This window comes from Paenibacillus lupini (assembly GCF_011761355.1).
Taxonomy (GTDB): domain Bacteria; phylum Bacillota; class Bacilli; order Paenibacillales; family Paenibacillaceae; genus Pristimantibacillus; species Pristimantibacillus lupini.
The window spans coordinates 39,123-65,107 of record NZ_JAASRW010000012.1; the positions used below are offsets into that span (position 1 = coordinate 39,123).

The 25,985-nt window shown below is 48.4% G+C and carries 25 protein-coding genes; 21 read left to right on the plus strand and 4 right to left on the minus strand.

The genetic code is table 11. From position 1 onward, the window contains the following. Positions 1–22: 22 nt before the first annotated feature. The 13 genes from thiL (at position 23) to FHS17_RS28265 (ending at position 12,129) form a co-directional block, all read left to right on the plus strand. Entirely contained in the window at positions 23–1,069 is a 1,047-nt protein-coding gene (thiL, locus tag FHS17_RS28205) for a thiamine-phosphate kinase (RefSeq protein ID WP_167282474.1), read from the plus strand. Positions 1,070–1,085: 16 nt separating this feature from the next. After that, the gene (gene tsaE, locus FHS17_RS28210) at positions 1,086–1,571 is read left to right on the plus strand and encodes a tRNA (adenosine(37)-N6)-threonylcarbamoyltransferase complex ATPase subunit type 1 TsaE (RefSeq protein ID WP_167282476.1); all 486 of its coding nucleotides are present in this window, start codon (positions 1,086–1,088) and stop codon (positions 1,569–1,571) included. 2 nt (positions 1,572–1,573) lie between these two features. Further along, positions 1,574–2,374 carry a tRNA (adenosine(37)-N6)-threonylcarbamoyltransferase complex dimerization subunit type 1 TsaB gene (gene tsaB, locus FHS17_RS28215; RefSeq protein WP_167282478.1) on the plus strand — a complete coding sequence of 267 codons (801 nt, stop codon included), beginning with the start codon at positions 1,574–1,576 and terminating at the stop codon, positions 2,372–2,374. Next, positions 2,371–2,859: a ribosomal protein S18-alanine N-acetyltransferase gene (rimI, locus tag FHS17_RS28220; protein ID WP_167282480.1), complete on the plus strand. Its 489-nt coding sequence runs from the start codon at positions 2,371–2,373 to the stop codon at positions 2,857–2,859. Before tsaB ends, rimI begins: the two co-directional genes overlap by 4 nt. Next, positions 2,859–3,905: a tRNA (adenosine(37)-N6)-threonylcarbamoyltransferase complex transferase subunit TsaD gene (gene tsaD / locus FHS17_RS28225; protein ID WP_167282482.1), complete on the plus strand. Its 1,047-nt coding sequence runs from the start codon at positions 2,859–2,861 to the stop codon at positions 3,903–3,905. The genes rimI and tsaD overlap by 1 nt, the downstream gene beginning before the upstream one ends. A 588-nt stretch (positions 3,906–4,493) precedes the next feature. Continuing rightward, positions 4,494–4,661, plus strand: a complete 168-nt coding sequence (locus tag FHS17_RS28230; RefSeq protein ID WP_167282483.1) for a hypothetical protein — start codon at positions 4,494–4,496, stop codon at positions 4,659–4,661. A gap of 131 nt (positions 4,662–4,792) precedes the next feature. Then, entirely contained in the window at positions 4,793–6,334 is a 1,542-nt protein-coding gene (locus FHS17_RS28235; RefSeq protein WP_167282485.1) for a 2-isopropylmalate synthase, read from the plus strand. 478 nt (positions 6,335–6,812) lie between these two features. Further along, positions 6,813–7,541 carry an ATP-binding cassette domain-containing protein gene (locus FHS17_RS28240; RefSeq protein WP_167282487.1) on the plus strand — a complete coding sequence of 243 codons (729 nt, stop codon included), beginning with the start codon at positions 6,813–6,815 and terminating at the stop codon, positions 7,539–7,541. 46 nt (positions 7,542–7,587) lie between these two features. Beyond that, complete coding sequence (locus tag FHS17_RS28245; RefSeq protein ID WP_167282489.1) at positions 7,588–7,806, plus strand: hypothetical protein; 219 nt, start codon at positions 7,588–7,590, stop codon at positions 7,804–7,806. Positions 7,807–7,836: 30 nt separating this feature from the next. Next, positions 7,837–8,757 (plus strand): polyprenyl synthetase family protein, encoded by a 921-nt coding sequence (locus tag FHS17_RS28250; RefSeq protein ID WP_167282491.1) that lies wholly within the window; start codon positions 7,837–7,839, stop codon positions 8,755–8,757. 127 nt (positions 8,758–8,884) lie between these two features. Then, positions 8,885–9,058 carry a competence pheromone ComX gene (gene comX, locus FHS17_RS28255; protein ID WP_167282493.1) on the plus strand — a complete coding sequence of 58 codons (174 nt, stop codon included), beginning with the start codon at positions 8,885–8,887 and terminating at the stop codon, positions 9,056–9,058. 43 nt (positions 9,059–9,101) lie between these two features. Next, on the plus strand, positions 9,102–11,495 hold the full coding sequence (locus FHS17_RS28260; RefSeq protein WP_167282495.1) for an ATP-binding protein: 2,394 nt from the start codon (positions 9,102–9,104) through the stop codon (positions 11,493–11,495). Then, positions 11,473–12,129 (plus strand): response regulator, encoded by a 657-nt coding sequence (locus FHS17_RS28265; protein ID WP_167282497.1) that lies wholly within the window; start codon positions 11,473–11,475, stop codon positions 12,127–12,129. Before FHS17_RS28260 ends, FHS17_RS28265 begins: the two co-directional genes overlap by 23 nt. A gap of 252 nt (positions 12,130–12,381) precedes the next feature. Here FHS17_RS28265 and FHS17_RS28270 read toward each other — a convergent pair whose 3' ends face one another. Then, the gene (locus tag FHS17_RS28270; protein ID WP_167282499.1) at positions 12,382–14,310 is read right to left on the minus strand and encodes an ABC-F family ATP-binding cassette domain-containing protein; all 1,929 of its coding nucleotides are present in this window, start codon (positions 14,308–14,310) and stop codon (positions 12,382–12,384) included. A 138-nt stretch (positions 14,311–14,448) separates the two neighbouring features. Here FHS17_RS28270 and FHS17_RS28275 point away from each other — a divergent pair, with 138 nt between their 5' ends. The 6 genes from FHS17_RS28275 (at position 14,449) to tatC (ending at position 18,183) form a co-directional block, all read left to right on the plus strand. After that, a complete protein-coding gene (locus FHS17_RS28275) occupies positions 14,449–15,045 on the plus strand; it encodes a 5-formyltetrahydrofolate cyclo-ligase (protein ID WP_167282501.1) in 597 nt (198 codons plus the stop codon). Between the two features lie 19 nt (positions 15,046–15,064). Then, positions 15,065–15,532, plus strand: coding sequence for a cyclic pyranopterin monophosphate synthase MoaC (gene moaC, locus FHS17_RS28280; protein WP_167282502.1), 468 nt, complete (start codon positions 15,065–15,067; stop codon positions 15,530–15,532). A gap of 36 nt (positions 15,533–15,568) precedes the next feature. Further along, positions 15,569–16,060, plus strand: coding sequence for a MogA/MoaB family molybdenum cofactor biosynthesis protein (locus FHS17_RS28285; protein ID WP_167282503.1), 492 nt, complete (start codon positions 15,569–15,571; stop codon positions 16,058–16,060). Next, positions 16,057–17,076: a molybdopterin-binding protein gene (locus tag FHS17_RS28290; RefSeq protein ID WP_167282504.1), complete on the plus strand. Its 1,020-nt coding sequence runs from the start codon at positions 16,057–16,059 to the stop codon at positions 17,074–17,076. Before FHS17_RS28285 ends, FHS17_RS28290 begins: the two co-directional genes overlap by 4 nt. A gap of 38 nt (positions 17,077–17,114) precedes the next feature. Then, positions 17,115–17,336, plus strand: coding sequence for a twin-arginine translocase TatA/TatE family subunit (gene tatA / locus FHS17_RS28295; RefSeq protein WP_167282505.1), 222 nt, complete (start codon positions 17,115–17,117; stop codon positions 17,334–17,336). Between the two features lie 106 nt (positions 17,337–17,442). After that, entirely contained in the window at positions 17,443–18,183 is a 741-nt protein-coding gene (gene tatC / locus FHS17_RS28300) for a twin-arginine translocase subunit TatC (protein ID WP_167282646.1), read from the plus strand. A gap of 70 nt (positions 18,184–18,253) precedes the next feature. On the opposite strand, the gene FHS17_RS28305 is transcribed toward tatC, so the two are convergent. Next, positions 18,254–19,495, minus strand: a complete 1,242-nt coding sequence (locus FHS17_RS28305) for a glucose-1-phosphate adenylyltransferase (RefSeq protein WP_167282506.1) — start codon at positions 19,493–19,495, stop codon at positions 18,254–18,256. Between the two features lie 355 nt (positions 19,496–19,850). On the opposite strand from FHS17_RS28305, the gene glgB reads away from it, so the two are divergent. Both glgB and glgA read left to right on the plus strand, forming a co-directional pair. Then, on the plus strand, positions 19,851–21,887 hold the full coding sequence (gene glgB, locus FHS17_RS28310) for a 1,4-alpha-glucan branching protein GlgB (RefSeq protein WP_167282507.1): 2,037 nt from the start codon (positions 19,851–19,853) through the stop codon (positions 21,885–21,887). After that, positions 21,884–23,314, plus strand: a complete 1,431-nt coding sequence (glgA, locus tag FHS17_RS28315) for a glycogen synthase GlgA (protein WP_167282509.1) — start codon at positions 21,884–21,886, stop codon at positions 23,312–23,314. The genes glgB and glgA overlap by 4 nt, the downstream gene beginning before the upstream one ends. Before the next feature lie 51 nt (positions 23,315–23,365). On the opposite strand, the gene FHS17_RS28320 is transcribed toward glgA, so the two are convergent. After that, positions 23,366–25,114 carry an alpha amylase N-terminal ig-like domain-containing protein gene (locus tag FHS17_RS28320; protein ID WP_167282511.1) on the minus strand — a complete coding sequence of 583 codons (1,749 nt, stop codon included), beginning with the start codon at positions 25,112–25,114 and terminating at the stop codon, positions 23,366–23,368. 46 nt (positions 25,115–25,160) lie between these two features. Further along, complete coding sequence (locus tag FHS17_RS28325; RefSeq protein ID WP_167282513.1) at positions 25,161–25,964, minus strand: SDR family oxidoreductase; 804 nt, start codon at positions 25,962–25,964, stop codon at positions 25,161–25,163. Between the last annotated feature and the right edge of the window lie 21 nt (positions 25,965–25,985).

Here is a 25,985-nt window from a genome sequence, read left to right on the forward strand (position 1 = left end):
GGGTTATGAAGGAGATCAGGCAGTGGATGAATTTGCAAGCATCCGTCATTGGACCTCAGGACGGCAAGGCGTGGAATGGCAGAGGGAACGTGGTGTCGTGCTTGGAATAGGCGATGATGCTGCACTCATTAATCCAGCCGCTCCCATTTCCGGAGTGGGATCCCCGTATGAATATATAATGGCGATGGACACGATGGTAGAGACGGTGCATTTCAATGCAGTGACAATGTCCTATGAGGATATTGGGTATAAAGCTCTGGCAGCGAATGTCAGTGATATCGCTGCTATGGGCGGTATTCCACTGCAGGCGCTTATATCAGTTAGTGTACCGCGTAATCTTGGGCCGGAGCCAATGCGCCGACTCTATGATGGGCTGTATACCTGCGCGGAGCGTTATGGCGTAGCAATTATTGGCGGTGACACAACCTCGTCGCCGCAGCATCTTGTTATTGCGGTGACGGTGACAGGTGCCGTCGAAGCGGGGAAGGGACTGCGACGTTCGGGTGCAAAGCCCGGTGACGCTGTTATATTGACCGGTCCCGTTGGGAAATCGGCGGCCGGGCTGCATTTCCTGCTCGCGCAGCAGGAACGCGGCATAGCTGCACTCGCAGGGGAGCGGGCGGAGTCGCTAGTTCTAGCCCATCGCCGCCCATCGCCTTCAGTAAGGGCGGGACGATTGCTGCTTACGCAAGGGACCTGTCATTCGCTTAATGATGTGAGCGATGGTCTTGCAAGCGAGGCATGGGAGATCGCTGAAGCTTCGGGACTCCTTGTATCGCTTCGTGAGCAGCAGCTTCCAAGAAGCGGCAGCATGGCTGCGTACGCGGGGGCAGCAGGTATTGACCCACTTGAATGGATGCTGTACGGCGGAGAAGATTATGTATTGCTTGGTACGATGGAAAGCAGCGATGCAATCGCAGCACAGGCGGCCTTCCATGCGGAAGGGCTGCCCTTTTATATCATTGGGGAAACTTTGGCTGGTAAGCCAGGCGTGGAAATGATCCGGACAACGAACAAAGGTGAATTACGAATGCCGCTTATGAAGCGGGGCTATAATCATTTTGAGTAGTAAGCAGGTGTAGAGGATGACAATAAAGGGACAAGCGGTTTTTACAATCCGTAATGAACAGGAAACTGCATGGCTTGCTGAGCGTATTGCGAAGCTTATTAAGCCAGGAGCTGTTCTTGCGCTGGATGGAGATCTTGGTGCAGGCAAGACCACTTTCTCGCAGAAATTCGCAAAAGCGATTGGCGTAAATGATGTGGTGAACAGTCCAACGTTTACGATAATTAAAGAATACGAGGGGGCTTCCATGCCCTTTTATCATATGGATGTGTACCGTCTGTCGCTTGAGGAAGCCTACGATCTTGGTTTAGACGACTATTTCTACGGCAGCGGAGTTACGATTGTGGAATGGGCAAGCCTAATTGAAGAGCTTCTGCCTCCGGAGCGGCTGGAGATGTATATTGCGCATGAAGGCGGCGAGGAGCGGAACATTCGAATAACGGGGATCGGCGAGCCGTATGCATCTTGGTGTGGGGCTTTGGATGAGATGGGAGCAGGGAAATAACGATGACAGAGCATAATGAACGGCCAATATTGGCATTTGATACCTCAACGGCAGCATTTGCGGCAGCTATTATAGACAAGGGCAGCATCCTTGGTGAAATGCAGTCTTTTGCTGAGAGAAACCATTCCGTCCATATTATTACTCATGTGAAACAGCTGATGACAGATGCCGGAGTTACGGCTGAAGACATAGGAGCAATTGCGGTTGGAAGTGGTCCGGGCTCCTATACCGGTATGAGAATTGCTGTTGCTGCTGCGAAAACATTGGCATGGGTGTGGAATAAGCCCCTTGTCAGTGTATCTAGCCTGGAGGCTATTGCCTACGGTGGCTGGCATCACGGAAGTGTATTGGAAGACCAAGCAGAGTCTGGCGAAGACTGGATCTTGCCGATTATAGATGCACGGCGCGGACAAGTATATACAGGTGGCTATGCCATGTCGGCAGACGGCCAGTGGCGCAGCTTTGCAGCAGATGGTGTTCGGCTTATGAATGACTGGGTTGAGCGGATTGCTGGAGAGGCGGCTGAGCTTTCAGGCCAAGTGAAGCGGATTTGGGTTATTGGTGATCTTACGATTCATGAGGGCGAAGCGAATCGTCTCAGAACGTTATGCGAGGATAAGATCGAAGTTCATTTGCTCTCTTATGAGCTGGAGGGTCGTGCGATTGCACAGCTTGGCCAGCATCGCCTGCAGGCAGGAGAAATTGCGGATACTCATGGGCTGACGCCAAATTATACCCAGTTGGCAGAAGCGGAAGCGAATCTTCTACGTGCGAAGCAGCAGGGGGAGGCGAAGTCCTCATGATTAATAATCAGGCTAATCTCGTGTTCCGGTCGATGACCATGGCGGATATCAGCTCGATTGTAGCCATTGAACAGGAAGCCTTCACAACACCTTGGACTCCGGAAGCGTTCAAGAACGAGCTGACAAGCAACATGTTCGCCCGTTATATGATTATGGAACATGATGATGAAATCATAGGCTACGGCGGAATGTGGATCATTGTAGATGAAGCGCATGTCACGAACATTGCTGTACGCGCTGATCATCGAGGACAAGGGCTTGGGGAACGACTGTTAACCGAGCTGCAGCAGACGGCGGCTTTTTTTGGCGCGAACAAAATGACGCTTGAAGTACGTGTATCCAATGAGATCGCACAGCGCTTGTACCGGAAGCTTGGATTTAAACCTGCCGGTATCCGGCCAGCTTATTACTCGGATGATAACGAGGATGCGTTAATTATGTGGGCGGATCTGGAACGATACCGCTCCGAGGCAGAGGAGCAATAATGGTGAGTCATACAAACAAAGATGCCGTTATATTAGCGATCGAAACGAGCTGTGACGAAACATCCGTTGCGGTTGTTCGTGACGGCAAGCATATATTATCGAATGTAATCTCGAGTCAAATCGAGGTTCATAAGCAATTTGGCGGGGTTGTGCCGGAGATCGCTTCGCGTAAGCATGTCGAGGTTATTACCCTGATGATCGAGCAGGCGGTGACGGAGTCCGGTCTGACCTTAAAGGATATTTCTGCAGTAGCAGTTACGCAGGGACCTGGACTTGTTGGTGCTCTTCTTGTTGGGATCGTAGCAGCCAAAAGCCTTGCAATGGCGCTTGATGTGCCTTTTATCGGGACACATCATATTGCCGGACATATTTACGCGAATCAGCTTGTCCATGAATTGGAGTATCCGTGTATGGCGCTAGTCGTTTCCGGCGGGCATACAGAGCTTGTACTGCTGGAGAGTGAAGGTTCCTTCCGTATGATCGGCCGCACCCGTGATGATGCGGTTGGCGAGGCCTATGATAAAGTGGCTCGTGCGTTAAAATTCCCTTATCCCGGAGGTCCTCATATCGACAGGCTTGCCTCGGAAGCGGAAAAGGTTATCGAGCTGCCTCGTGCATGGCTTGAGCCGGATTCGTATGATTTCAGCTTCAGTGGGTTAAAGTCGGCTGTTCTTGCTGTAATCAATCAGACGAATATGAAGGGTGAGACCCTTAATGCTGCAGCGCTAGCCCGCGGGTTCCAGGAATCGGTCATCGAGGTGCTTGTCGAAAAAGCGCTTCGCGCTGTCCGCGCCTTTGGCGCCAAACAGCTGCTGTTATGCGGCGGTGTGGCAGCGAACCGCGGCCTCCGCGCAGCACTTGCCGCGCGATGCGACAAGGAAGGTATGCCGCTGCTTGTACCACCGCATAAGCTGTGTACGGACAATGCGGCAATGATTGGTGCTGCGGCTTATTTAAAATGGCAGCAGGGCGAATTTACATCGCTTGATATGAAGGCAGAGCCAAACTTTTCACTTGAAGGCTGGGCTAAGCCATCCGTGTCCTAAAATATAAAAAAGTTGTTTACGTGTGAAATATTTTTTCTTGGAATTGACAGAATATTTATTGGGGAATATAATGGGTACCAATAGTTCAAACTCCATACTGTGCAAACGCAAAGAACAGGAGTAGTACGGATAATCCGGGTTTAGAGAGCTGCGGGACGGTGCAACGCAGTCGAAGGATACCAGAAACTCGCCTGGGAGCGGAGCAGTGGAAACATGCGGCTGACCATGTAAGGCCCATGAATACATTGCTACGGTTAACCCCCGTAAAAGGGTGCGCATTCGTCAACATCCGGAGTTGGCAATGTGCCTAAGGTGGGCATTAAGATGCTGTGTATTCAGCAGTATTGATGTCAACAAGGGTGGTACCGCGCAGGTTAATGATAGCCTGTCGTCTCTTGATTTATAAGAGACGACAGGCTTTTTTGGTTGTTTTTTTGGACTAGATTGGATTAGAGTGGCTAATGATGTGCCATAAAATAACGGATGATAATTCATATACAAAACGCTAAGAACAGGATCAGTAAAGCAATTAAGTGGGTACACGGCGCGATTGTTATAACAATCGCTGCTGCAGAGAGCTGCGGGTTGGTGCGACGCAGTCAAAGCTTAAGCTTGAACTCGCCTGGGAGCGGAATGATGGAGAGCCGAGTGAATGCATGCGGGAAGCAGCAGGATCATGGCAGGTACATCGTTACGGCATACCTCCGTAATCGGGTGTTCAAGCGGGTTCGGACCTGCTTGCTGCTAAGCTACTAAGCTTTGTTATTGCAGCCTGAAGGGTCCGGCCAATGAGAGTGGTACCACGGCAGCCTGTCGTCTCTTACACCAAAGAGACGACAGGTTTTTTCTATTTTTAAGATCAAAAAAAACTATTCGGAGGTATTCCCATGAAAAAAATTCAAATCTTTGATACAACATTACGTGATGGCGAACAATCGCCTGGAGCATCTATTGAGCCTGAACGCAAAATCATTATCGCACGCCAGCTGGCTAAGCTGGGCGTCGATATCATCGAACCTGGCTTTGCGATTTCTAGTCCTGGTGAGTTTTCGGCTATTCAGCAAATCTCACGTGAATTGCAAAACGTTGAAATTTGTGGTTTTGCACGTGCAGTGAAAGTTGACATTGATGCTGCGCTCAAGGCTACGCAGGATGCTGCGAAACGCCGTCTGCATCTGTTCATCTCTTCCTCGGATATTCATCTGAGCCATCAAATTCGCAAGACGCGCTCTGAGGTTATCCAAATTGCAAAAGATATGATCTCTTATGCGAAGCAATTTGTTGACGAGATTCAATTTGCAGCCATGGACTCGACCCGCTCAGACAGGGATTTTGTAATTGAACTGGTGGAGGCGGCGATTGAATCCGGCGCCACCATTATCAACCTGCCTGATACACTGGGTTACGCGCTGCCAAATGAGATGGTGGATCTGTTCACTTCAGTCCGCCAGCAGGCGCGGGGCGGAGATAAGGTTCGTTACAGCACGCATAACCATAACGATCTGGGTATGGCAGTTGCGAATAGTATGGCAGCGATTCAAGCTGGAGCAACACAGGTAGAGGTAACGGTTAATGGTGTTGGCGAACGGGCCGGCAACTGCTCGCTCGAGGAGCTGGCGATGCTGATCGAGACACGCAAAGCGGCGCTGCAGATTGAGACAAATATTGAACAGAGCGAGATCTATACGACATCCCATATGGTCAGCCGTGCCATGCATTATCCGATTGCATATAACAAGCCCATTGTAGGGCGCAATGCCTTCCAGCATGAATCAGGCATTCACCAGGATGGCTTACTGAAAGACCGCAGTACGTATGAGATTATGGATCCAGAAGCGATGGGTATCTCCCGCAGTATGATCATATTAGGCCGCCATTCCGGCCGCCATGCGATTAAACATCGTCTGTCGGAGTATGGCATTAACGTGGCTGACGATGAATTAGTCGAGGTCTATAACCGCTTTAAACAAGTAGCTGATGAGAAAAAAATCGTAACGGATGATGAACTGATCCGCATTGCCGGTGAAATGACCGAGACACAGCCGGACCCTTACAAGCTGGTTGATCTGCAAGTATTGGCTGGCAGCCAGAAGTCCCGTATCGCTTCAGTTACTATCCGCGAAAGCGCAGATGGTGCAGAACGCTCTTACTCCGGCATGGGAGAAGGGCCGCTCGAGGCTGTTATTCATTGCATCCAGCAGGCGATTCCAGTAGCAGCTCAATTCGAGGATCTGGAGCTGCATTCCTTATCGACCGGTGAGGATGCGCATGGCGAAGCAGTCGTGAGCATTATTATAGAAGGTGAGAGATTCCGCGGTACTTCTATCCATAAGGACATCATCTATGCAGCTGCTCAGGCGTATGTTGGAGCCTGCAATCAAGCCGTAATGACGGGCAGGAAACGCATTGTGGAAGAGAATGCCGGATAGTTGGAATACTTATCCACAAAAATAGCTGACCTGTGCATAAGAGGAAAAAAACGGATAAATACAACCTTTTCTCTGTGAATAAAAATGTGAGTGATTCGTGGATAGTTTCTGCACAGGCACCTGTGGATAATGTGGATAAAGTGGATAAAATAATAGGCTAGGAAGCATTTGTAAGTAATTAGTGACGTTAACCTTTACAAATCACGCTTTGTTATCGACAGAATTAACTAACAATTCACGTTATTATGTGGATAAACCTGTGGACAAGGTGGACAGTTACCCCGAAAGCACGATTTTGTGCTTTCGGGTTTTTTTTTATGTTTTGGGAGCTTTTTTAGTTCGATTGCGCTACCGCAATAAAATTGCGTGATTCTGCAGTATGGTTTTCGGTGAAAACACTTTCAATTTCAGTTAAGGTGGAATTACAAGAAAACGTTGCGGCAAATAGGCATTCCGGCCTGAATGGAGGATAACTACAGTGAACAAACAGGCGATCATTCAAGTAAGCTCAATATGCAAATGCTACGGTCCGTACAACGCATTAAATGAAATCTCTTTTGAGGTGAACAGCGGTGAACTGTTCGGCATTATCGGGACTAGCGGAGCGGGCAAGACTACTTTGCTTGAGATGCTCATGGGACTTCGCAGACCGGATCAAGGCAAAATTGAAGTATTGGGCATGGATGCTATTTTGGAAGCAAAGCAATTGAAGGAATATATCGGTATGCATATGTACAGCAACTCACTAGTAGATAATTTGACGGTCCGTGAAGCTCTGGAACTATTCCAATCGTTTTATGTAAGACAAAACAATATTGATACCATTATTTCGGATTTGGGACTAGAGCCATATATGAATAAACCTGTTAAAAGATTATCCGGCGGCTGGCAGCAGCGTATTGCGCTTGCATTCGCACTGGTGAATGATCCGAAGATTATTTTTCTAGATGAGCCAACTACCGGGCTCGATAAGCAGGCAAGAGCGGACTACTGGTCCCTTCTTATGAAGTTGAAAAGCCAAGGGAAAACCATTGTGATGGCCTCCCATGATATGGGGGAAATGCAGCGCAACTGCGACCGCATTGCGGTGCTGCGCAAAGGGGATATCGTGAAATGCGATTCGCCGCAGCAGCTCATCTCTCAAATTCCTGAAGGCTGCGTGACAATGGAGGGCGTATACGTTCATTTCGCTTACGCTGAAGTATAACCTTGTTTTAGATTATGCGGCTTAGCTTGAAGGAGGACTTCTGTACATGGATCATGGAAGCGACATCGAGAGTCCGTCAGTTCATCGAAGCCAAGTGATAGAGAAGCGAATGGAGATGATTGCTGCACTGCTTGATAAATTAAATGGGGAGGAGATTGTCCAACAATCCAAAACAACAAAGCACGTATCTCAGAAGCGGAAGGGGCGAAATAATGACAGATTGCTGCAAATAGTTGCCGGCATTTTCTTCCATCGTATAAGATAAGGATGACACTACCATGATGGAGGTCATTAGATGGAAGACATTATGCCTATAATCGGGCAAAACATGCTGCGGATTTCCGATAAGTATTTTTGGGCGGAGCCGCTTGCTGAATATGCTCGTGCCTTTATACGGGAAAAGCAGGCCGAATCCATGAGATTCGGTCTATTAACCGTACTGCATTACCGAATGTTTGGAGGGAACTCCGAATCGATCTATCAGGCCGCTGCTGCAGTTGAGCTATTTATATTAGCGTCTGATATACTAGATGATTTACAGGATGGCGATGCACCGCATCAAGCCTGGTCCCAGGTGCCGGCAGCCGCTGCGATGCAGGTGGCTGTTTCCTTAATTGTGCTGTCGCAGCAGGCAATACTGGAGCTAGAGTTTGGACAGGCTGAGCTCATACGTGTGATGCGAATGATGAATGAGCAGCTGCTGAAGGCGGCAAATGGACAAATGCTTGACTTGATGAATGCTGTTACCGATGAGGAGTCCTATTTGAGAGTAGTTCAGCATAAATCAGCTGCCCTTATCGTCTTTGCTTGTATGACTGGAGTCATGCTTACTGGACGGGACTGGCATCCTATTGTGGCCGAATATGCGGAAGAAGTAGGTATGGCGGCTCAAATTAAAAATGATATTAGAGACCTGCTTCGATGGGACGACAAGAATGATTTTATTCTGCGTAAAAAGACCCTGCTTACTTTGTTTCTTTTGGAGGAGATTGCGGAACAGGATCAATGGATCGCAGACTACTTTGAAGGCAAAATTTCGCTTGCTGATGTCTTGGATCGACAGCAAATGCTGGAAGAGGCATGTAATCGGACAGGGGCAGCTCTATATGGCTCCGTGCACATGAGAATGCACTTTAATCGGTTCCAGGAACTGCTGGATGACGTTCCGGAAGCCGCGTCAGATAAGGACAAGCTCCTACAAATCTTCTCCAGCTAGGGCCTTCTTGCACATACCGCAAAGAGGGTTGCGGGAAATACGGGAGAGATTGGCGTTTGCTGTCGAATGATTTCCTGCTATATTAGAATCAGATTTGATTCTAATATAGCAGAGGAGGAATTTTTAAATGTTGAAAGATGCTATCCGTACGCTTGCTGCAAGCAAAGAAAAAATGTCGATGATGATGGGTGGACAACTCCAATTGGCTGGCGTATCCGCAGCTGAACACAAAGCACTCCAAGATGCGCTTAAGAATCAAGACGAGAAAAAAGGCAACTACACACTGGCTGTTTGGGGCTAATTAGCTAAAACGACTTCATGCGTGTGCAGGAGGAGATTAGACGATGTTAAAACCCACTTATAGAATTTCAGCACCTCTCTTCCTGGCTGCATTTCTCGTCATTTTGCTCTATTTGACCTTCACGATTATTAAAGAGCCTTTTATAGGTGTCGAATTGGTTGAAGGTTCAAAGGGAGAGTATTTCGTGAAAGCTCTCGAGCCTGCCGGACAAGCTGTCAGCAAAGGCATCTTAGTCGGCGATAGAATCATAACTGTGAATGGTGCACCGGCAGGTGATTATAGCAATGTGAAGAAGTTTTTCTCAATTGAGAAATCTAGTGCGGTGCTTGTTGAACATAGCAGTAAGGAGCAGCAATTAATCGTATTTAACCGGGGTTGGTACGGAGATCATTCTAGCTGGGAATTGTTCATACAGCTGTATATTCCGCTTATCTCTCTGATCCTGTTCGCAGGGTTTTCTTCTTTTCTATACTCGAAAAGGAAAAATGATAATGCGGCTTTAATGCTTATGCTGTTTTTTGCAACGATTGGCCTATGCTATTATTCTTCAGCTGCGTCCTATCGTAGTGATCCTGTCGGATTCTCAATTATTTATCTCATATTGCCGTCTGTACCGATTATTTTCCTGCAGTTTATGAACCAGTATATGAAGCGGTATAATGTCGTATTTATTAGCAAATCCGGATTAATCGGCATGCTTAGTGCATTTGGTCTAGTTGAACTTGGTATGCTCCTTTACGTTTGGACGGATCTGATCTCCAACGATGCAGTTGTATACATACGAATGTTGTATTACGGGACACTCATTATCGGTAATTTCATTTGCATTTATCAGTTAGTCAGGAAGTTTATGCAATATCGCAATACGAAGTTTAACTCGCTTTTCAAAATAACGCTTGTATCGCATATTGTGGCATTTACGCCATTTACGGCGATGAACCTGCTGCCATTATTTATTGGCGGAGGTCAGATTTTACCGGCTGCATTTACATCTTTGTTCCTGTTCGTGCTGCCGATTGTGTATTTCTACCTGTTAACATCTAACCAGCTCTTTGACATTGACTTCATCCTGACTAGGTTTAAATATTATACGCTTTTGTCAGTTCTGCCTGCTTTGCTGTTAACGCTTGCTATTATTGGGGTACTTAACGGAAGGGCAGAAGTATCGTGGGTTGGCTACATTCAGATGTTCTTGACATCGTATATTGTCATGACGCTCTTCTTGTACATCAAGGAGCAGATCGATCATAAGTTTCGTCCTAAGCTGTTTAAGGCTATGTATAGCTATCAGGACAGCTTGGATCGCTTCTCCCGTAAAGTAGCGACTGTTATGAAGAGAGCGGACTTGGAGGCTGTGCTCAAGCAGGAGATTAGTGATCTGCTGCCTGTTAATCGCATTGACTTTGTACTTGTTGATCAAGCTGACGGGTCTGTTCAGAAGCTTGGTGAATCTGATGAGGAGAAAGGTACATCTTTATTCCTGCTCCAAGTCGCGGAATCACTGCAAGTTGGAGAGATGGTCGAGCTGCCTCACGGCATTGGACTTGTCATTGGCCGCCAACGCTCCAAATACCATGTCGTATGGATTGGTTCGAAGACGAATCATACCCGCTTTAACTCGGATGAGCTGCGCTGGCTGAAGACACTAGCCAATTATTCAAGCATCGTATTCGAGAATCTTTACTTGATTGAAGGTCTGATAGAGGATTTGGAATCGGAAGTGCGGAAGGAGCAGACGACTGCCCCTTGGGTGCTGCGTTTATTATTCTGCTTGTCGGAGAATGAACGCAGGAAGCTGGCTGCAGATCTTCATGACTCAGCTTTGCAGGATCAACTGATCTGGTATCGAAAGCTAGAAGGAGTTATGAATGACTTTCCGATATCGGACAAGCTGGGTAATGAGCTGAATGAGATCAAAGAAGGCTTGCTTGATGTCATTCATCAGATTCGCGAGACGTGCAATGAATTACGGCCGCCGCTCTTGAAAGAAATGGGCGTAATTGAGGCTGTTGAATCTATCGTGGAGCATTCGCAAATGCGCGATAACTTTGCTGTTGATTTCCGGCCGAAGCCATTCACCCATCCGCTTAACGAAGAGCAAATTACGGCTATTTACCGAATCGTTCAGGAATTGCTCCGTAATGCTGCTAAGCATGCACAAGCTAATCAGGTTACACTCGAGCTTGAGCAGCGGAGAGGAAAAATCTTTTTCCGCTACAAGGATGACGGTATTGGAATGGATGTTGATTATATGAAAGCATCCTTCGAGCATATGGGGCTGTCCGGGATTAAAGAACGGGTGGCAAGTCTTGAAGGAGAAATCACGTTCCGGTCGAAGCGTGGAAGCGGCCTGGAAGTTGTGATCAACTTGCCGGAGACAATGACGACCGGTCGTTCGGAAAGGGGGTTATTACGTGATTCGTATCTTATTAGTTGATGATCATCCATCCGTAGGAGAAGGCACTAAGACGATGATCGAGCAGGATCCTGAGATGAAAGTGACGGTTGTGTTATCCGCTATGGAAGCACTTGATGCCGTAAACCAAGATCCCTTTGATATTATTTTATGTGATTTGAATATGCCGGGGATAAGCGGGCTAGAGCTCGCCAAGCGGCTCATTCAGCAGGATCCTGATCGCAGAGTCTTAATCTATACCGGGTACGAAATTAGTACCCACTACAACTTGCTGATCGAATGTGGTGTGTCCGGGTTTATTTCCAAGACGGTATCTCGCGAACAGCTGCATAACACCATTCGCTGTGCCATGCGTGGGGAGGCGGTTATCCCAATCACCCTGCTTAAGCAGCTTCGCCGTAATGAAGTGAAGATTACTCGTGCGGAGAAGGCCATTGAAGAGGTCTCTATTAATGAGCGAGATCAAGATATTTTGCAAGAGGTTGCTAACGGCAGCAGCAATAAGGATATCGCCGCTAAGCTGCATATGAGCCAACGTACGGTGGAGTATAACTTAACCCGTATCTTCGAGAAATTAAGTGTTCGCTCGAGGTCAGAAGCGATTGTAGAAGCGAAGCGTTTAGGACTCATTCGAATGGAACAATTTTTAACTTAAATGTTGCTTACCCGATCATTGGCGATTCACATCAAGTGAACCGTGAATGTCTTCCTATATGGGATAACTGCAGCTTGAAGCGGCAGAATCGTATCCCCCATGTTTTAATTGCAATACCTTCCTAACTATTGGTTTCCCTCTCAATGCTTACGTCTATATGGCGTAAGCATCTTTTTTTGATCTATAGCAAAAGCCTCCCTAAACAATCACATGGATTAATTAGAGAGGCTTATCTATACACTGGTTATACAGTTATTCACTTAATGCTTCCCACTGCTCATAAGCGGTGGTTAGCGTGGTACGTTTGGCTTCGATTTGAGTCTGGATTTCCTGAATGGCCATGTAATCGTTGAAGATTGCAGGATCCGTCAGTTGTACTTCAAGCTCGGCAATTTGCTCTTCCAGCGAAGCGATATCTTGCTCCAGCTGTTCCAGCTTGCGCTGCCGGCTGCGCTCTTCACGCTTGGCTTGCTTATCTAATTCGTAGGATGTTGGAGCTTCGACAATTGGCTGATTAGACTTACTTGCTAATTTAGCTTCAGCTTCTAGTCTTGCTTCTTCAAGCTCCGCTTTCTTTTCGATCATGTCATCGTAATTTCCTAGGAAATGCTCGGTTCCTGTCGGAGCAAGTTCGACAATGCGTTCCGCCATTTTGTTAAGGAAATAACGGTCATGGGAAATGAAGAGTAATGTTCCTTCATAATCAAGAAGGGCAGATTCAAGAACTTCTTTACTGAACAAGTCCAAATGGTTGGTAGGTTCGTCCAAGATCAAGACGTTAGCTTGTTCGAGCATCAGCTTGGCGAGCGATACGCGAGCTTTCTCCCCGCCGCTGAGGGAAGATACTCGCTTGAGGACATCTTCTCCGCTGAATAGGAAATTGCCGAGTACCGTGCGGATACGGGCTTCCTCAATATGCGGGTAAGTGCCCCAAACTTCCTCCAGAACGGTGTTGGAAGGCGTAAGTCCAGTCTGCTCCTGATCATAATAACCAAGCTTTACATTGGCTCCCCAACGGACGCTGCCGGTTTGCTGCTCTCTTTGTCCAACCAATACTTTCAGCAATGTGGATTTGCCAATCCCGTTTGGACCAATAAGTGCAACCGTCTCGCTGCGCTGCAGCTTAAAGGAAACATGCTGGAACAGCTGACGTTCCTTTTCCGGGAATTTAACGGATAGATCTGTTACATCAAGAACATCTTTGCCGGTTTGACGTTCGATCTCGAAGGAGAAACGGGCTTTCTTCAGATCCCCTAACGGCCTGTCGAGCACGTCCATCTTATCGAGTGCTTTGCGGCGGCTTTGGGCACGCTTGGTCGTTGAAGCGCGGACGATATTACGCTGAATGAACTGCTCCATCTTGGCGATTTCGTCCTGCTGCTTCTCGAACACCTTCATATTTGCTTCGTACTCAGCGGCTTTAATATCGATATAACGGCTATAGTTGCCGGTATAGCGTTTCGCAGCATGACGTTCAATTTCTATAATGGTTGTTGCAAGCGCATCAAGGAAATAACGGTCATGGGAAACGACTAGAATCGCGCCGGAATAGCTGCGCAGATAACCCTCAAGCCAAGTGAGAGTAGGGATATCCAAGTAGTTGGTTGGTTCGTCGAGCATAAGCAGATCGGGTGCTTGCAGCAGGATGCGGGCAAGCGCAAGACGGGTCTTCTGGCCGCCGCTTAACGTGCTGATCATCGTATCAGCTGGGAAGATTCCGAATCCCATCCCGTGCAGGACGCTGTTAATACGGGTATTGATTTCGAAGCCACCTTGCTCGCGGAACCAGTCGGATTTGCGAGAGTAGCGGTCAAGGACTTCTTCATAGCGCTTCTGGTTATCATGAAGCGCAGGATCAGCAATTTGCTGCTCCAGCTCGCGCAGCTCTTTCTCGGTGTCAGTGAGATGCGCGAATACAGCACGCATTTCCTCGTCGATTGTGCGGTTGGATTGAAGACCGCTGTTTTGGGCCAAGTAACCGATACGTGTTTCTTTCGCCTTATGAATGGCACCGGAATCATAGGAGAGCTCTCCTGCGATGATCTTGAGCAAGGTAGACTTGCCTGCGCCATTTACGCCAACAAGTCCAACTCGTTCACGTTCAAGGACTTGCATCGATATATCGGACAATATGACGTCTATGCCATAGTTTTTACTGATATTGGATAATTGAAGCAGCATGAATGATACCTCCAACAGATAATGACTCGTTCATTATATATTACCACAAACCGTTGCCGCCATTGGCGAAAGTTGCATAACAATGGTAAACTACAATTAAAGAAAAAGCATGTTTGGGAAGGCAGAGCTGGGTGCAAGATGAATGAACAGCCAAATGATATAAATTTCGATAAGACAGCGCTGCGCAAAGCCATGACAAGGCTTCGTGACGGCATTGCCGAGGAAAAACGTGCCTTACGATCAGCTGCGGCATGTAGAAATTTATCAGAATGGATGAAGCAGCATCAAGTGAATAGCTTTATGTGTTATATTCCGTTCCGTTCTGAGCTTGATACGCGTTATTTGATTGAGTGGGCTTGGGAGACCGGCGTCGAGGTCAGTGTGCCAAGATGCAATCCTGCCGATCGCTCGATGGCACTGTATAAGCTTGAGAGCTGGGCCGGGCTTGCAGCAGGTGCTTACGGGATTATGGAGCCTGATCCGTTGCAATGTCAGCCGATGCCGGATTTATATGTTCCACAGTTGGTTGTAACACCAGGCCTTGCGTTCGACCTTAGAGGTGGTCGCCTTGGATATGGAGGAGGCTACTACGATCGTTACGCTGAGCGTCTTCGTGAGGATCGGTCGGTGAAGTGGCTCGGTATCGCATTCGAGGATCAACTGGTGGATGAGATCCCCATACAGGTTCATGACAAACGGATGGATGGAATTGTAACGGAGATGAAAGTGAATTGAATAGTTGGAGTGAACGGGTATGGAAATGACGCATTTTAATGAGCAAGGCCGGGCAAAGATGGTTGATGTAAGCGACAAGGAAATAACATCCAGAACGGCAACCGCACGTACGATGGTCAAGATGAACCCGGGTACGCTGGCCCGAATTAAAGAAGGTACAATCGGCAAAGGGGATGTGCTGGCGGTGTCGCAGGTTGCTGCGATAATGGCTGCGAAGAAAACATCGGATTGGATTCCGATGTGTCATCCGCTTCCTTTAACGGGTATTAACGTCACCTTCGAGGATAATGGGACAGATGAACTTTACATAGAGGCTATAGTGAAGACGACTGGTAAAACAGGTGTGGAAATGGAAGCTTTGACCGCTGTATCGGCCGCAGCACTTACCGTATATGATATGTGCAAAGCGCTGCAGAAGGATATGATTATCGGTCCAACTTACCTGGTAGAGAAAACCGGGGGCAAAAACGGAGACTATCGGCTTTGACACCCATGAACGAATAAGGGATGGGAGGAATAATAGATGCGGTGGAAAGTAGCGATATTGACGGCAAGTGATAAGGGCTCACGCGGAGAACGCGAAGATACAAGCGCACAAGTCATTCGTGAATTGGTAGAAGAAGAATTAGGCGGAGAAATTGTTGATTATCGAATTGTGCCAGACGAGCAGGATGAGATAATTGCGGCAATGATCGAAATGACCGAGTATTATCAGGCTGATCTCGTTCTGACCACAGGCGGAACGGGGCTGGCACCAAGAGATGTAACTCCGGAGGCAACGTTAAAGGTAGTGGATCGTCTTGTGCCTGGTATAGCGGAAGCAATGCGGATTGGGGCGCTTAAGAAAACTCGCAGGGCGATGTTGTCCAGAGGCGTATGCGGTATTCGCGGTCAAGCGCTTATCATTAATTTGCCGGGTAGTCCCAAAGGTGTACATGAGGGCTTGATGGCCATTATGGATCAACTGCCGCATGCTTTGGAGATTGTTTCCGGCACACATGGAGATCACGAATGAGCAGAGCGCATACGATTCTAAAAGAAGTCCCGGTGCATGAAGCCATTGGTCTTAGACTTGCTCATGATCTTACCCGCATCATACCGGGAGAGTTTAAAGGCCGATTATTTACAAAAGGACATGTCATCACGGAAGCGGATATACCTAGCCTGCTGGATATCGGTAAAGAGCATATCTATATTATGGAGCTCGGAGATGATGAGCTTCATGAGGATGATGCAGCAAAACGAATGGCTATTGCACTTACTGGCGAAGGCTTGACGTTATCTGAGCCGCATGAAGGCAAGGTCAGCTTGAAGTCTCAAATGCTTGGTCTTGCACAGGTAGATCCAGTTATTGTAGAGGCAATTAATAATCTTGGGGAGATTGCGCTGGCGACGGTGAAGACACATTCTGTCGTTCAGGAAGGAAGGCCTCTTGCTGCAACAAGAGTGATTCCACTTACCGTTCCGAAAGCGAAAGTCGAAGAGGTAGAGAGGCTTGTAGCTGAATATAGAGACACTCGACAAGGACTTGCTCCATTAAGAGTGCTCCCGTTCCGGAGATTCCGGGTTGGGCTGCTGACAACGGGTGGAGAAGTATTCTCGGGCCGGATTCAGGATAAGTTTGGACCAGCCGTTCGGGCAAAGCTTGAAGCCTTTGGTTCTGAAGTCGTAGAGCAGCGGTTCGCTCCAGATGACCGACAAATAATTGTCAAGGAAATACACTATTTGCTAGAGCAACGTTATGATATGATACTAGTGACTGGCGGAATGTCGGTAGATCCAGATGACCGCACACCTGGTGCTATCAAAGCATCTGGGGCAGATATCGTAAGTTATGGTACACCAATGCTGCCAGGCTCGATGCTGCTGATGGGATATTTGAACGACGTGCCGATTATGGGATTGCCAGGCTGCGTTATGCATGATCCGTATACTTCCTTCGATGTACTGCTGCCTCGTATATTAGCTGGTCAGACTATCGTGAGAGAAGACATTGTCCGTATGGGATATGGCGGTTTGAACAACGGTTAGTTACATAAAGCGTATAATGATGAGGAGGAAGATGAACGATGTCAGGTATAGGCGCAACAGGATTTATTTTACTCGCACTTGTCGCTTTGCTGCTGTTTGGACCAAACAAGCTGCCTGAGCTGGGGCGCGCATTCGGCCGCACGCTGAAGGAGTTTAAAGCAGGAGCAAGAGATATGATGGATGATGATAAGGATAACAAACGTGTTGAAGTAAATCGGACTGAAAATATTGAATCGGATAATAAGCGGCTTCCGGACTAACCGGGCCCGCTTTTTTGCTGAAAGGGGGCCACTATAGGTGAGCACATCGCAAAACGAAGCTTCCGGTCAGCCGTTCGATCGAGCTCGAATTCGGGAAGAAGGTTTAATGCCGCTGTTTGAGCATCTTGGCGAACTGCGGAAGCGTGTTTTTTACATGCTGATCGTTATCGTAGTAGGCCTCATAATTGGACTGGTTATCGCCGAACCGGCTTATAACTTCTTAATGGAGCAAGAGCCTGCGAGAGGTTTGCAGCTTCATGCTTTCTCTTTGTGGGATGGTATCGGTATTTATATGAAGTTCGCATTTGTAATTGCCCTTCTATTAACGATTCCAGTTACGGCTTATCAGTTGTGGGCATTTGTGAAGCCTGCACTTAAGCCGAATGAACAACGTGCAACACTGAAATACATACCATTAGCTTTAATTATGTTTTTGATTGGTTTGGCGTTTTCCTATTTTGTTGTTTTCCCACTCGCCTTTCATTTTACACGTAAAATAGCTGGAAACTTGAATCTGGAAGAAACGATCGGAATTACACAATATTTTTCGTTTATGTTTAATATTCTGATTCCTATTTCCTTACTGTTCGAGCTGCCGCTCGTCATCATGTTTCTGACTGCTATCCGAATTCTGAATCCTACCCGGCTTCGTAAAATGAGAAGACTTGCTTACTTCCTTATGATTCTCATTGGTGTTGTCGTGACGCCGCCGGACTTTGTATCCGATAGCTTGGTTGCGATTCCGCTCATTATTTTGTATGAAATAAGTGTGCTGTTATCGGGCACTGTGTATAGGAAACAGCTTGCTGCTGCCGCAAAGCGTGAAGCCGAGTGGGCGGGGCAATAATATAGCAGGTAGAGATACGCATAAAAAACCTTGGATTATGATCCAAGGTTTTTTTGTTTGATGATTAAGCTTAATACCCAAATACCTTGCCTTTGTACAGCTCGCGGTCGCGACGGCCGGTTCCGGCCAGAAGCGCAGCTAGTGTGTCGCGGCTTGCAGACGCTGTCTTGCGTTCAGCGGTGACACGTTCGCCGGGACCAACTACGGTTATTTGCTCTGCTTGGGGAGCGCCAATGACAGCCCCGTCCTCAATAACGGCGTTTTCCCCAATAATCGCTTTATGAATGCGGACCTGGCGTCCAATCCGTGCGCCGGGCATAATGATACTCTCATACACGAGGCTGCCCTTACCGATATCTGTGCCGGCGCTTATAATCGAGCGTTGTGCACTGCCTTCCATCCGGCAATTGCCATGGATGATGCAGTCACGTTGTGCTGCTTCATTGCGAATATAGGGTCGAATTGAGTTTCGTGCATAGTTGGAATATAGCGGCCAATCAGGCTCAGAGAGCTGGAGTGTGCCGTTAATCAGCTCCATCTGAGCTTCCCACAAGCTGTCGACTGTGCCAACATCACGCCAATAACCTTCGTATGGATATGCGGTTAGTTGCTCTTGTTCCTGCAGCAGCATCGGAATAATGTCCTTGCCGAAATCATGGCTTGAAGCCTGAATGGCAGCGTCTTTCATGAGCGCTTCTATCAGCTTATCTGTACGGAAAATATAAATGCCCATGGACGCCAGGTTACTGCTCGGATTAGCCGGTTTTTCCTCAAATTCAACTACGCTGTAATCCTCATTTGTATTCAAAATACCGAAGCGGCTTGCTTCATGCCAAGGTACCCGCTTGACCGCAATTGTAGCAGCTGCGCCGCTTTGGATATGCGTCTCAAGCATCGGGCGATAATCCATCTTGTAAATATGATCGCCGGATAAGATAAGGACATGTTCCGGATTGTGTTGCTGGATATAGGAAATATTGCGAAAAATCGCATCTGCAGTCCCTTCATAGACGCCTCCTGGCGAGGCTTCGGAGGCTGGCAGCAGCGCAATTTCCCCAAGATGCTTGGTAGGTATAGCGTTCAGCCAGGCATTCCCGTTGCCTATATAACTATGAACCGTGTTCTCGCAATACTGGGTCAGAACACCGATCCGGCGAATGCCCGAATTCATACAGTTGCTAAGCGGGAAGTCGATCATACGATACCGATCGCCGAACGGTACAACCGGTTTAGCTAACGCACTAGTGAGCGGTGCTAGTCTTTTGCCCTCGCCGCCAGCAAGCAGCATGGCCATGCAATCCATTTGTGTCATTTTATATTCCTCCAAACTTTCTCATATAGGTTTGTTGGCGTCATCCGATGCCTTGGTAACAATTGCTTACACGTAAAGCCCCTCGTCTGAAACAGCTGTTTCAATATAGCTTTCTGCGGGTAATAAACACTCTTAGTTGTGTTTTGGTTCAAAGGCAAATGCTTACGAGGCAATTCTTTAGCGAATGCTCACGAAGTAAGAATTATCACGAAGAACACGTGATCATTCTTTAAGCGAATGCTTACGAAGTAAGAATTGCCTCCAAAGGCACGTGGCAATTCTTTAAGCGAATGCTTACGAAGTTAAGAATTATCACAAAGAACACGTGGTAATTCTTTTTAGGAGGTTGGACACATTGAAACGAAGCACTGAGCTCAGCTCTCAGGACATTTATCATTTTCATGAAGGCACATGGATGGATAGCTATCGCAAGATGGGGGCTCATCCGACTAAAGAGGCGGGACAGATAGGAACCCGTTTTACAGTGTGGGCGCCTAATGCCCGCCGAATTGCTGTTGCCTCCGATCACAACGGTTGGGACGGCTTTCGCGAAGTTGGCTATGAACTGCAAAAGATCGAATTGTCTGGTCTATGGAGCGTCTTTCTGGCAGGCTATAGTGAAGGTGATTTGTACAAATACGATATAGAGACGCAAGGTGGGGAGAGACAGCTGAAGGCTGACCCCTATGCTTTTGCAGCGGAGGTACGGCCTCATACAGCTTCGATAATCTGCTCTTTGGAAGGTTATGAATGGCAGGATAAGAGCTGGCTTCGCAGCCGTAAGCCGCCGCATGACAGGCCTCTTAATATTTATGAAGTTCACGCCGGTACCTGGAGACAGCATCAGGATGGAAGGCTGTATACGTATGAGGAGTTAGCAGAAGAGCTGCCCGCTTATGTGGCTGAGATGGGTTATACCCATATCGAGCTGATGCCCCTTGTGGAGCATCCTTATGATCGTTCCTGGGGGTATCAAGGGACTGGGTATTTTGCTGCAACAAGCCGATACGGCGAGCCGCATCAGCTGATGGCTTTTGTAGATCGATGTCACAGTCACGGGCTTGGCGTTATTTTAGACTGGGTTCCCGGTCATTTTGCCAAGGATGCGCATGGACTTCGTCTCTTTGACGGAAGCCCACTTTATGAGCCCGCCGATCCGTTAATTGCGGAGAAGGAGCAGTGGGGCACCCTCTCCTTCGACTATGAGAAACCGGAGGTACGCGGTTTTCTTATTTCTAATGCCTTATTCTGGATGGAAATGTACCATATTGATGGAATAAGGGTGGATGCGGTATCAAGTATGCTTTTCCGGGACTTCGACAGACCAGGCGGAAAATGGCGGCCGAATCGGCACGGCGGGAGAGAGAATCTGGAGGCATCAGCCTTTTTGAGACAGTTAAATACAGCGGTGCTGACGCGGTTTCCACATGCGCTTATGATGGCGGAGGAATCTCATGCATTTCCCGGTGTTACTGCTCCGGTGGAACAGGGTGGGCTGGGCTTTACCCACAAATGGAATATGGGCTGGATGAATGATACGCTCAAATACATTTCCCAATTGCCGGAGGATAGAAGCGCCGGGCATAGCCTGCTGACGTTTCCGATCTGGTATGCCTTTGATGAACGGTATACTCTGCCGCTGTCCCATGATGAGGTTGTACACGGGAAAAAGTCATTGCTTGATAAAATGCCTGGGAGCTACGAAGAGAAGTTTGCGGGACTTCGGCTGCTGCTGGGCTACATGATGACACATCCGGGCAAAAAGCTGCTGTTTATGGGCGGCGAATTTGGTCAGTTTATTGAATGGCGTGACGAGGCAGGACTGGACTGGCTGCTGCTTGAATATGAGCAGCATCGGAGGCTGCACAGCTTTGTGCGCACCATGAACCACCTATATTTGGAACAACGTTCATTATGGCAGCTGGATTCTCATCCGGGGGGCTTTGAGTGGATTGACCTCCAGGATGAAGAGCAAAGCGTTATCGTGTATAGGAGAAAAGGCAAGGCGAAAGGCGAATCGCTAATTGCCATCTGCAACTTCCAAACGCATGCCCATGCCCACTATAGGATTGGGGTTCCGAGCCAAGGCGGATACAAAATTTTGCTGAACAGTGACAGCACCAGATACGGCGGCTTTGATTATATGGAGTCATCTGCCTCGGAAGGGACGGTTCTGCGATCAGAGCCAGTCGTCTGGCATGGCCGAAAAAATAGTATAGTGCTCCCTCTGCCCCCGCTGTCCATCGTTATTTTGAAACGGGAGAAGGAGGCACGAGCTGCTGTCCGTAAGAAAAAGGAACCGCAAAACTTGCGCGATGAGGTTGGCCTGATGCTTCCCGGCAAGCATGGAAACCGTCGAGAGAGGATCGCTAACAGGAGGGAATTGCGTTGAAGGTATTGTTCGTAGGGGCAGAATGTGTCCCGTTTCTGAAGACAGGGGGATTAGGCGATGTAATGGGCGCCTTACCTGCCGCGCTTAAGCCGTTGGGAATTGACGCGCGGGTTATGCTGCCGCTGTACGACTCTATTCCAGATCGTTACCGTTCCGGAATGAAGGAGATTGCGAGTATCCGTGTTCCGGTCGGCTGGCGTAACGCCTATTGCGGAATTAAGGAGCTCGAGTATGACGGAGTTACTTATTATTTTTTGGACAATGAGCAGTATTTCAAAAGGGGCTCTGCCTACGGGCACGATGATGACGGGGAGCGTTTCGCCTTCTTGTGCCGAGCTGCGCTTGAGTCCCTCTCGGCAATAGGGTTTTGGCCGGATATCATCCACGGACATGATTGGCATACCGGTATGATCCCGGCGCTGCTGCGCCATTATTACAGCTGGCGGCAGGAATATGCGGGCATCAAGACGGTGTTTACCATTCATAATTTGCAATATCAAGGCAATTATCCTCCGCATGTACTTGGAGATTGGTTTGGACTGCCGCCTCATTATATGACCTATGATCATGTTGAGTTTCACGGATCGGTCAGTTTTATGAAAGCCGGTATTCAGCTGTCTGATCGTGTCACGACGGTCAGTCCGTCTTATGCTACGGAGATAGGGACGCCAGAATACGGATGTGGAATGGAAAATACACTCCGCAGCCGGGGCAGCAGCTTGATTGGTATCGTTAACGGCATCTATGATGTCTTATATGATCCAGCAGCCGATTCACATCTTCCCGCTCGATATTCAGCCACTGCGTTCGAAACCAAAATCGTCTGTAAAACAACACTGCAGTGGGAGCTGGGTCTGCGTGAAGACGTAGAAGTTCCGCTGATCGGGATGGTTGGCCGGCTGACTGGGCAAAAAGGGCTTCCCCTTGTGCTGGAGCGGCTGGACGAACTGATGTATACCGAGAATGTTCAACTGGCGCTGCTTGGAACAGGTGATCCACATCTCGAGCATCTGTTCCGCGAGGCGGAGCACCGTTATAAAGGAAGGGTCGTTTCTTATATTGGTTTTAATGATGGCTTGGCTCGGCGGATTTATGCTGGCTCAGACCTGTTTCTTATGCCCTCACAATTCGAGCCATGCGGTATCAGTCAATTGCTGGCGCTGCGCTATGGCTGCCTGCCCATTGTCCGGGAGACGGGAGGTCTGCGGGATACTGTACAAAGCTACAATGAATGGACAGGGGAGGGCAACGGCTTCTCCTTTGCACCTTACAATAGCTGGGACATGCTGTATACAGTTCGAAGGGCTTTATCCTTATGGAGGAACCAGGAAGTACGTCATAAGCTTGTGGCAAATGCTTTGCAAGGCGATTATAGCTGGAGCCGATCAGCGCAGCAGTACCAGGGATTGTATGAAGAGCTTAAGTAATGACTAAGGCGGTACCGGACAAATCCGGCACCGCCTTTTGCTGTTTCTTCACTACTCGATCTTACGCCATAGAATCCGGTAGCCGTTTGGCTCCAGCTGAATAACCAGCTTGCCATCCTGGATGTCCACTTGTTCTTCACTCAGCGCATCGCGCCAGCCGCCGTCGTTCATCGGGTGAGACAACTCGGCAGACTCATCTGATCGATTCATCCATATTGTAAAATGCTCTTTGCCATCCAGCCGTTCATAAATAAGCGAGCCGCCATCTTCTTCTGCTGACAATACGCGGTACCGGCCGCTGCGGAGGGCGGCTCGTTCCTTCCTGAGTGCGATAAGCAGCTTATAGAAATCAAAGAGCTCCCTGTTCTGATCTTCCTCATTCCAGACCATACATTTGCGGCAGTCTGGATCTTCTCCACCTTCCAAACCAAATTCATCGCCGTAATAAACGCAGGGTAATCCCATCGACGTCATCATATAGACAACCGCCTGCTTCAGCCTTCCCGTATCTCCATTGCAGCGGGTCATGACTCTTGGAATGTCATGGCTCGACAGCAGATTGAATAATGTTTCGTTCGTCTGCTGCGGATAGCGCATCAGCAGCCGGTTCATTTCCTCTGCGAAGCGGGCTGACGAGATTGTCCTGTCGGCGAAAAAGCTGAGTACAATCTGCGTAAACGGATAGTTCATGACCGAATCGAATTGGTCGCCTAGCAGCCAGGGAAGGGAATCGCTCCATACTTCCCCCACGATAAAAGCATCCTTATTACATTCCTTGACCGCTTTACGGTAATCACGCCAGAAGTGATGGTCGACTTCGTTAGCAACATCAAGCCTCCAGCCATCGATACCGGTTTCTTTCATCCAGTCTATCGCAGTGTCGATTAGGTACTGTTTTACATCCGGATTGGCAGTATTCAGCTTTGGCATATTGCCATAAAAGCCAAAGGTGTCATAGTTGGCTACACCATCCTGCACCTCAACTGGAAAGCCATTTAAATGGAACCAGTCCTTATATTCCGATTTCTCTCCATTCTTCAGCACGTCTTGAAACGGCGGGAACTGCTCACTCGAATGGTTGAAGACAGCGTCAAGGATGACACGGATGCCGTTGTCATGACAGGTTTGTACCAGCTTCTTCAGCAGCTCCTTATCTCCAAACTGTGGATCGACCTCGCGGTATTCAATAGTGTCATATTTATGGTTGGAGGGAGAGCGGAAGATTGGAGTCAAATAGACGGCGTTTACGCCCAGCTCATTCAAGTGGCCAATGCGATTAATAATCCCCTGAAGATCGCCTCCGAAAAAAGACTCTCCCTCTGGTTGTTCTCCCCAAGGCGACGTGCCTTCAGGATCGTTCGACCGATCTCCGTTCTCGAAGCGGTCAGGAAAGATCTGATAGAAAATGGCTGCCTTTGCCCACTCTGGCGCTTCAAACAGGTCGATAGCGTGAATATAAGGTGCTTCAAAATAACCGCCAGCTGGTACCGGCTGCTCTGACGAGAAGCCGTCTTCCGTCAGCCATATCGTTTCATCGCCGCTTTGCAGCCGAAAGCCGTAGCTGAAACGCTTGAATTCCGGCCGTATAACAGCTTCCCAATAGTCATGCAGGCGGTCTGCCGCGATCTTTTCCATTTCGACCTCTTGGCAATGATGATCCCAATCATATTTATCTCCTGCAATGGCGTAAACCCGCTCAACATCGTCACGTTTGGTTTTGAGTCGCAGATGGAAGGTTTCCGAATTATAGGCGTAGGCCCATCTATGGTTAGGGGTATGGTAGATGCTCTCTAATTGCACACGGGTTCAGCTCCTTTTTTCTCTATACGCGTTTGTAAAAGTACTTCTAGCCGCGGAGGAGTGACTCCGCTCCATCGATATAAACCGAAGTTCCTGTAATATGGCTGGCTTCGTCCGATGCTAGAAACAGTACAAGGCTGGCGACCTGCTCGGGTTTTCCCGGCCCGTTCTCAAGCGGATGATCCCCTTCCGGGAACTCAACAGGTATGAGCACCTCCTCCAGCTCAGGCTGGGGCTTGCTGGACTTGTCGATATTAGTGGAGATGGCGCCTGGGCATATGGTATTCACGCGAATACCGTATTCCGCCAATTCCAGTGCAGCCATGCGAGAAAAGGCTGTCTCTCCAGCCTTGGAGCTGCTGTATGCACTGAACCCAATGTTGGAGAAGACACGATTACCGTTGATGGAGCTGGTAATGATAATGCTTCCGCCTTTCTCTTTCATGTGCGGAATAGCATGTTTCACTGTCAGGAACGAGCCGGTCAGGTTCACACCAATCGTCGCTTCCCATTCTTCCTTGCCCATGTACTCGATGGGAGATAGTGTGCCGTTAATGCCTGCATTGGCAAAAACAATATCAAGCTGTCCAAACTCGGAGATTGTCTTGCGGTATGCATCGGCTATCGACTGTTCGTCGGAAATATCCGCTTCAACAGTTATGTGCTTAGCCCCAAAGGACTTGGCCTCTTGCCCGATGACATTGAGCGTTTGTTGGTCTCTGTCGATCAGCACAAGATGGGCTCCTTCCTGGGCAAACCGGATTGCGGCAGCTCGTCCGATTCCAGAACCCGCGCCTGTAATGAACGCGACTTTTCCTTCAATACGTTTTGTAGATGGATGACTAGACATAAACATCTCTCCTTTTATGCT

Bases quoted from the DNA above. Each gene is read 5' to 3' on its own strand.
- tsaB (WP_167282478.1), top strand. From the start codon at position 1,574: ATGACAGAGCATAATGAACGGCCAATATTGGCATTTGATACCTCAACG.
- FHS17_RS28250 (WP_167282491.1), top strand. From the start codon at position 7,837: ATGGAAGACATTATGCCTATAATCGGGCAAAACATGCTGCGGATTTCC.
- rimI (WP_167282480.1), top strand. From the start codon at position 2,371: ATGATTAATAATCAGGCTAATCTCGTGTTCCGGTCGATGACCATGGCG.
- FHS17_RS28235 (WP_167282485.1), top strand. From the start codon at position 4,793: ATGAAAAAAATTCAAATCTTTGATACAACATTACGTGATGGCGAACAA.
- tatC (WP_167282646.1), top strand. From the start codon at position 17,443: ATGCCGCTGTTTGAGCATCTTGGCGAACTGCGGAAGCGTGTTTTTTAC.
- FHS17_RS28325 (WP_167282513.1), bottom strand. From the start codon at position 25,964: ATGTCTAGTCATCCATCTACAAAACGTATTGAAGGAAAAGTCGCGTTC.
- tatA (WP_167282505.1), top strand. From the start codon at position 17,115: ATGTCAGGTATAGGCGCAACAGGATTTATTTTACTCGCACTTGTCGCT.
- FHS17_RS28275 (WP_167282501.1), top strand. From the start codon at position 14,449: ATGAATGAACAGCCAAATGATATAAATTTCGATAAGACAGCGCTGCGC.
- FHS17_RS28285 (WP_167282503.1), top strand. From the start codon at position 15,569: ATGCGGTGGAAAGTAGCGATATTGACGGCAAGTGATAAGGGCTCACGC.
- FHS17_RS28260 (WP_167282495.1), top strand. From the start codon at position 9,102: ATGTTAAAACCCACTTATAGAATTTCAGCACCTCTCTTCCTGGCTGCA.
- tsaD (WP_167282482.1), top strand. From the start codon at position 2,859: ATGGTGAGTCATACAAACAAAGATGCCGTTATATTAGCGATCGAAACG.
- FHS17_RS28290 (WP_167282504.1), top strand. From the start codon at position 16,057: ATGAGCAGAGCGCATACGATTCTAAAAGAAGTCCCGGTGCATGAAGCC.
- FHS17_RS28305 (WP_167282506.1), bottom strand. From the start codon at position 19,495: ATGACACAAATGGATTGCATGGCCATGCTGCTTGCTGGCGGCGAGGGC.
- tsaE (WP_167282476.1), top strand. From the start codon at position 1,086: ATGACAATAAAGGGACAAGCGGTTTTTACAATCCGTAATGAACAGGAA.
- FHS17_RS28270 (WP_167282499.1), bottom strand. From the start codon at position 14,310: ATGCTGCTTCAATTATCCAATATCAGTAAAAACTATGGCATAGACGTC.
- comX (WP_167282493.1), top strand. From the start codon at position 8,885: ATGTTGAAAGATGCTATCCGTACGCTTGCTGCAAGCAAAGAAAAAATG.
- moaC (WP_167282502.1), top strand. From the start codon at position 15,065: ATGGAAATGACGCATTTTAATGAGCAAGGCCGGGCAAAGATGGTTGAT.
- FHS17_RS28245 (WP_167282489.1), top strand. From the start codon at position 7,588: ATGGATCATGGAAGCGACATCGAGAGTCCGTCAGTTCATCGAAGCCAA.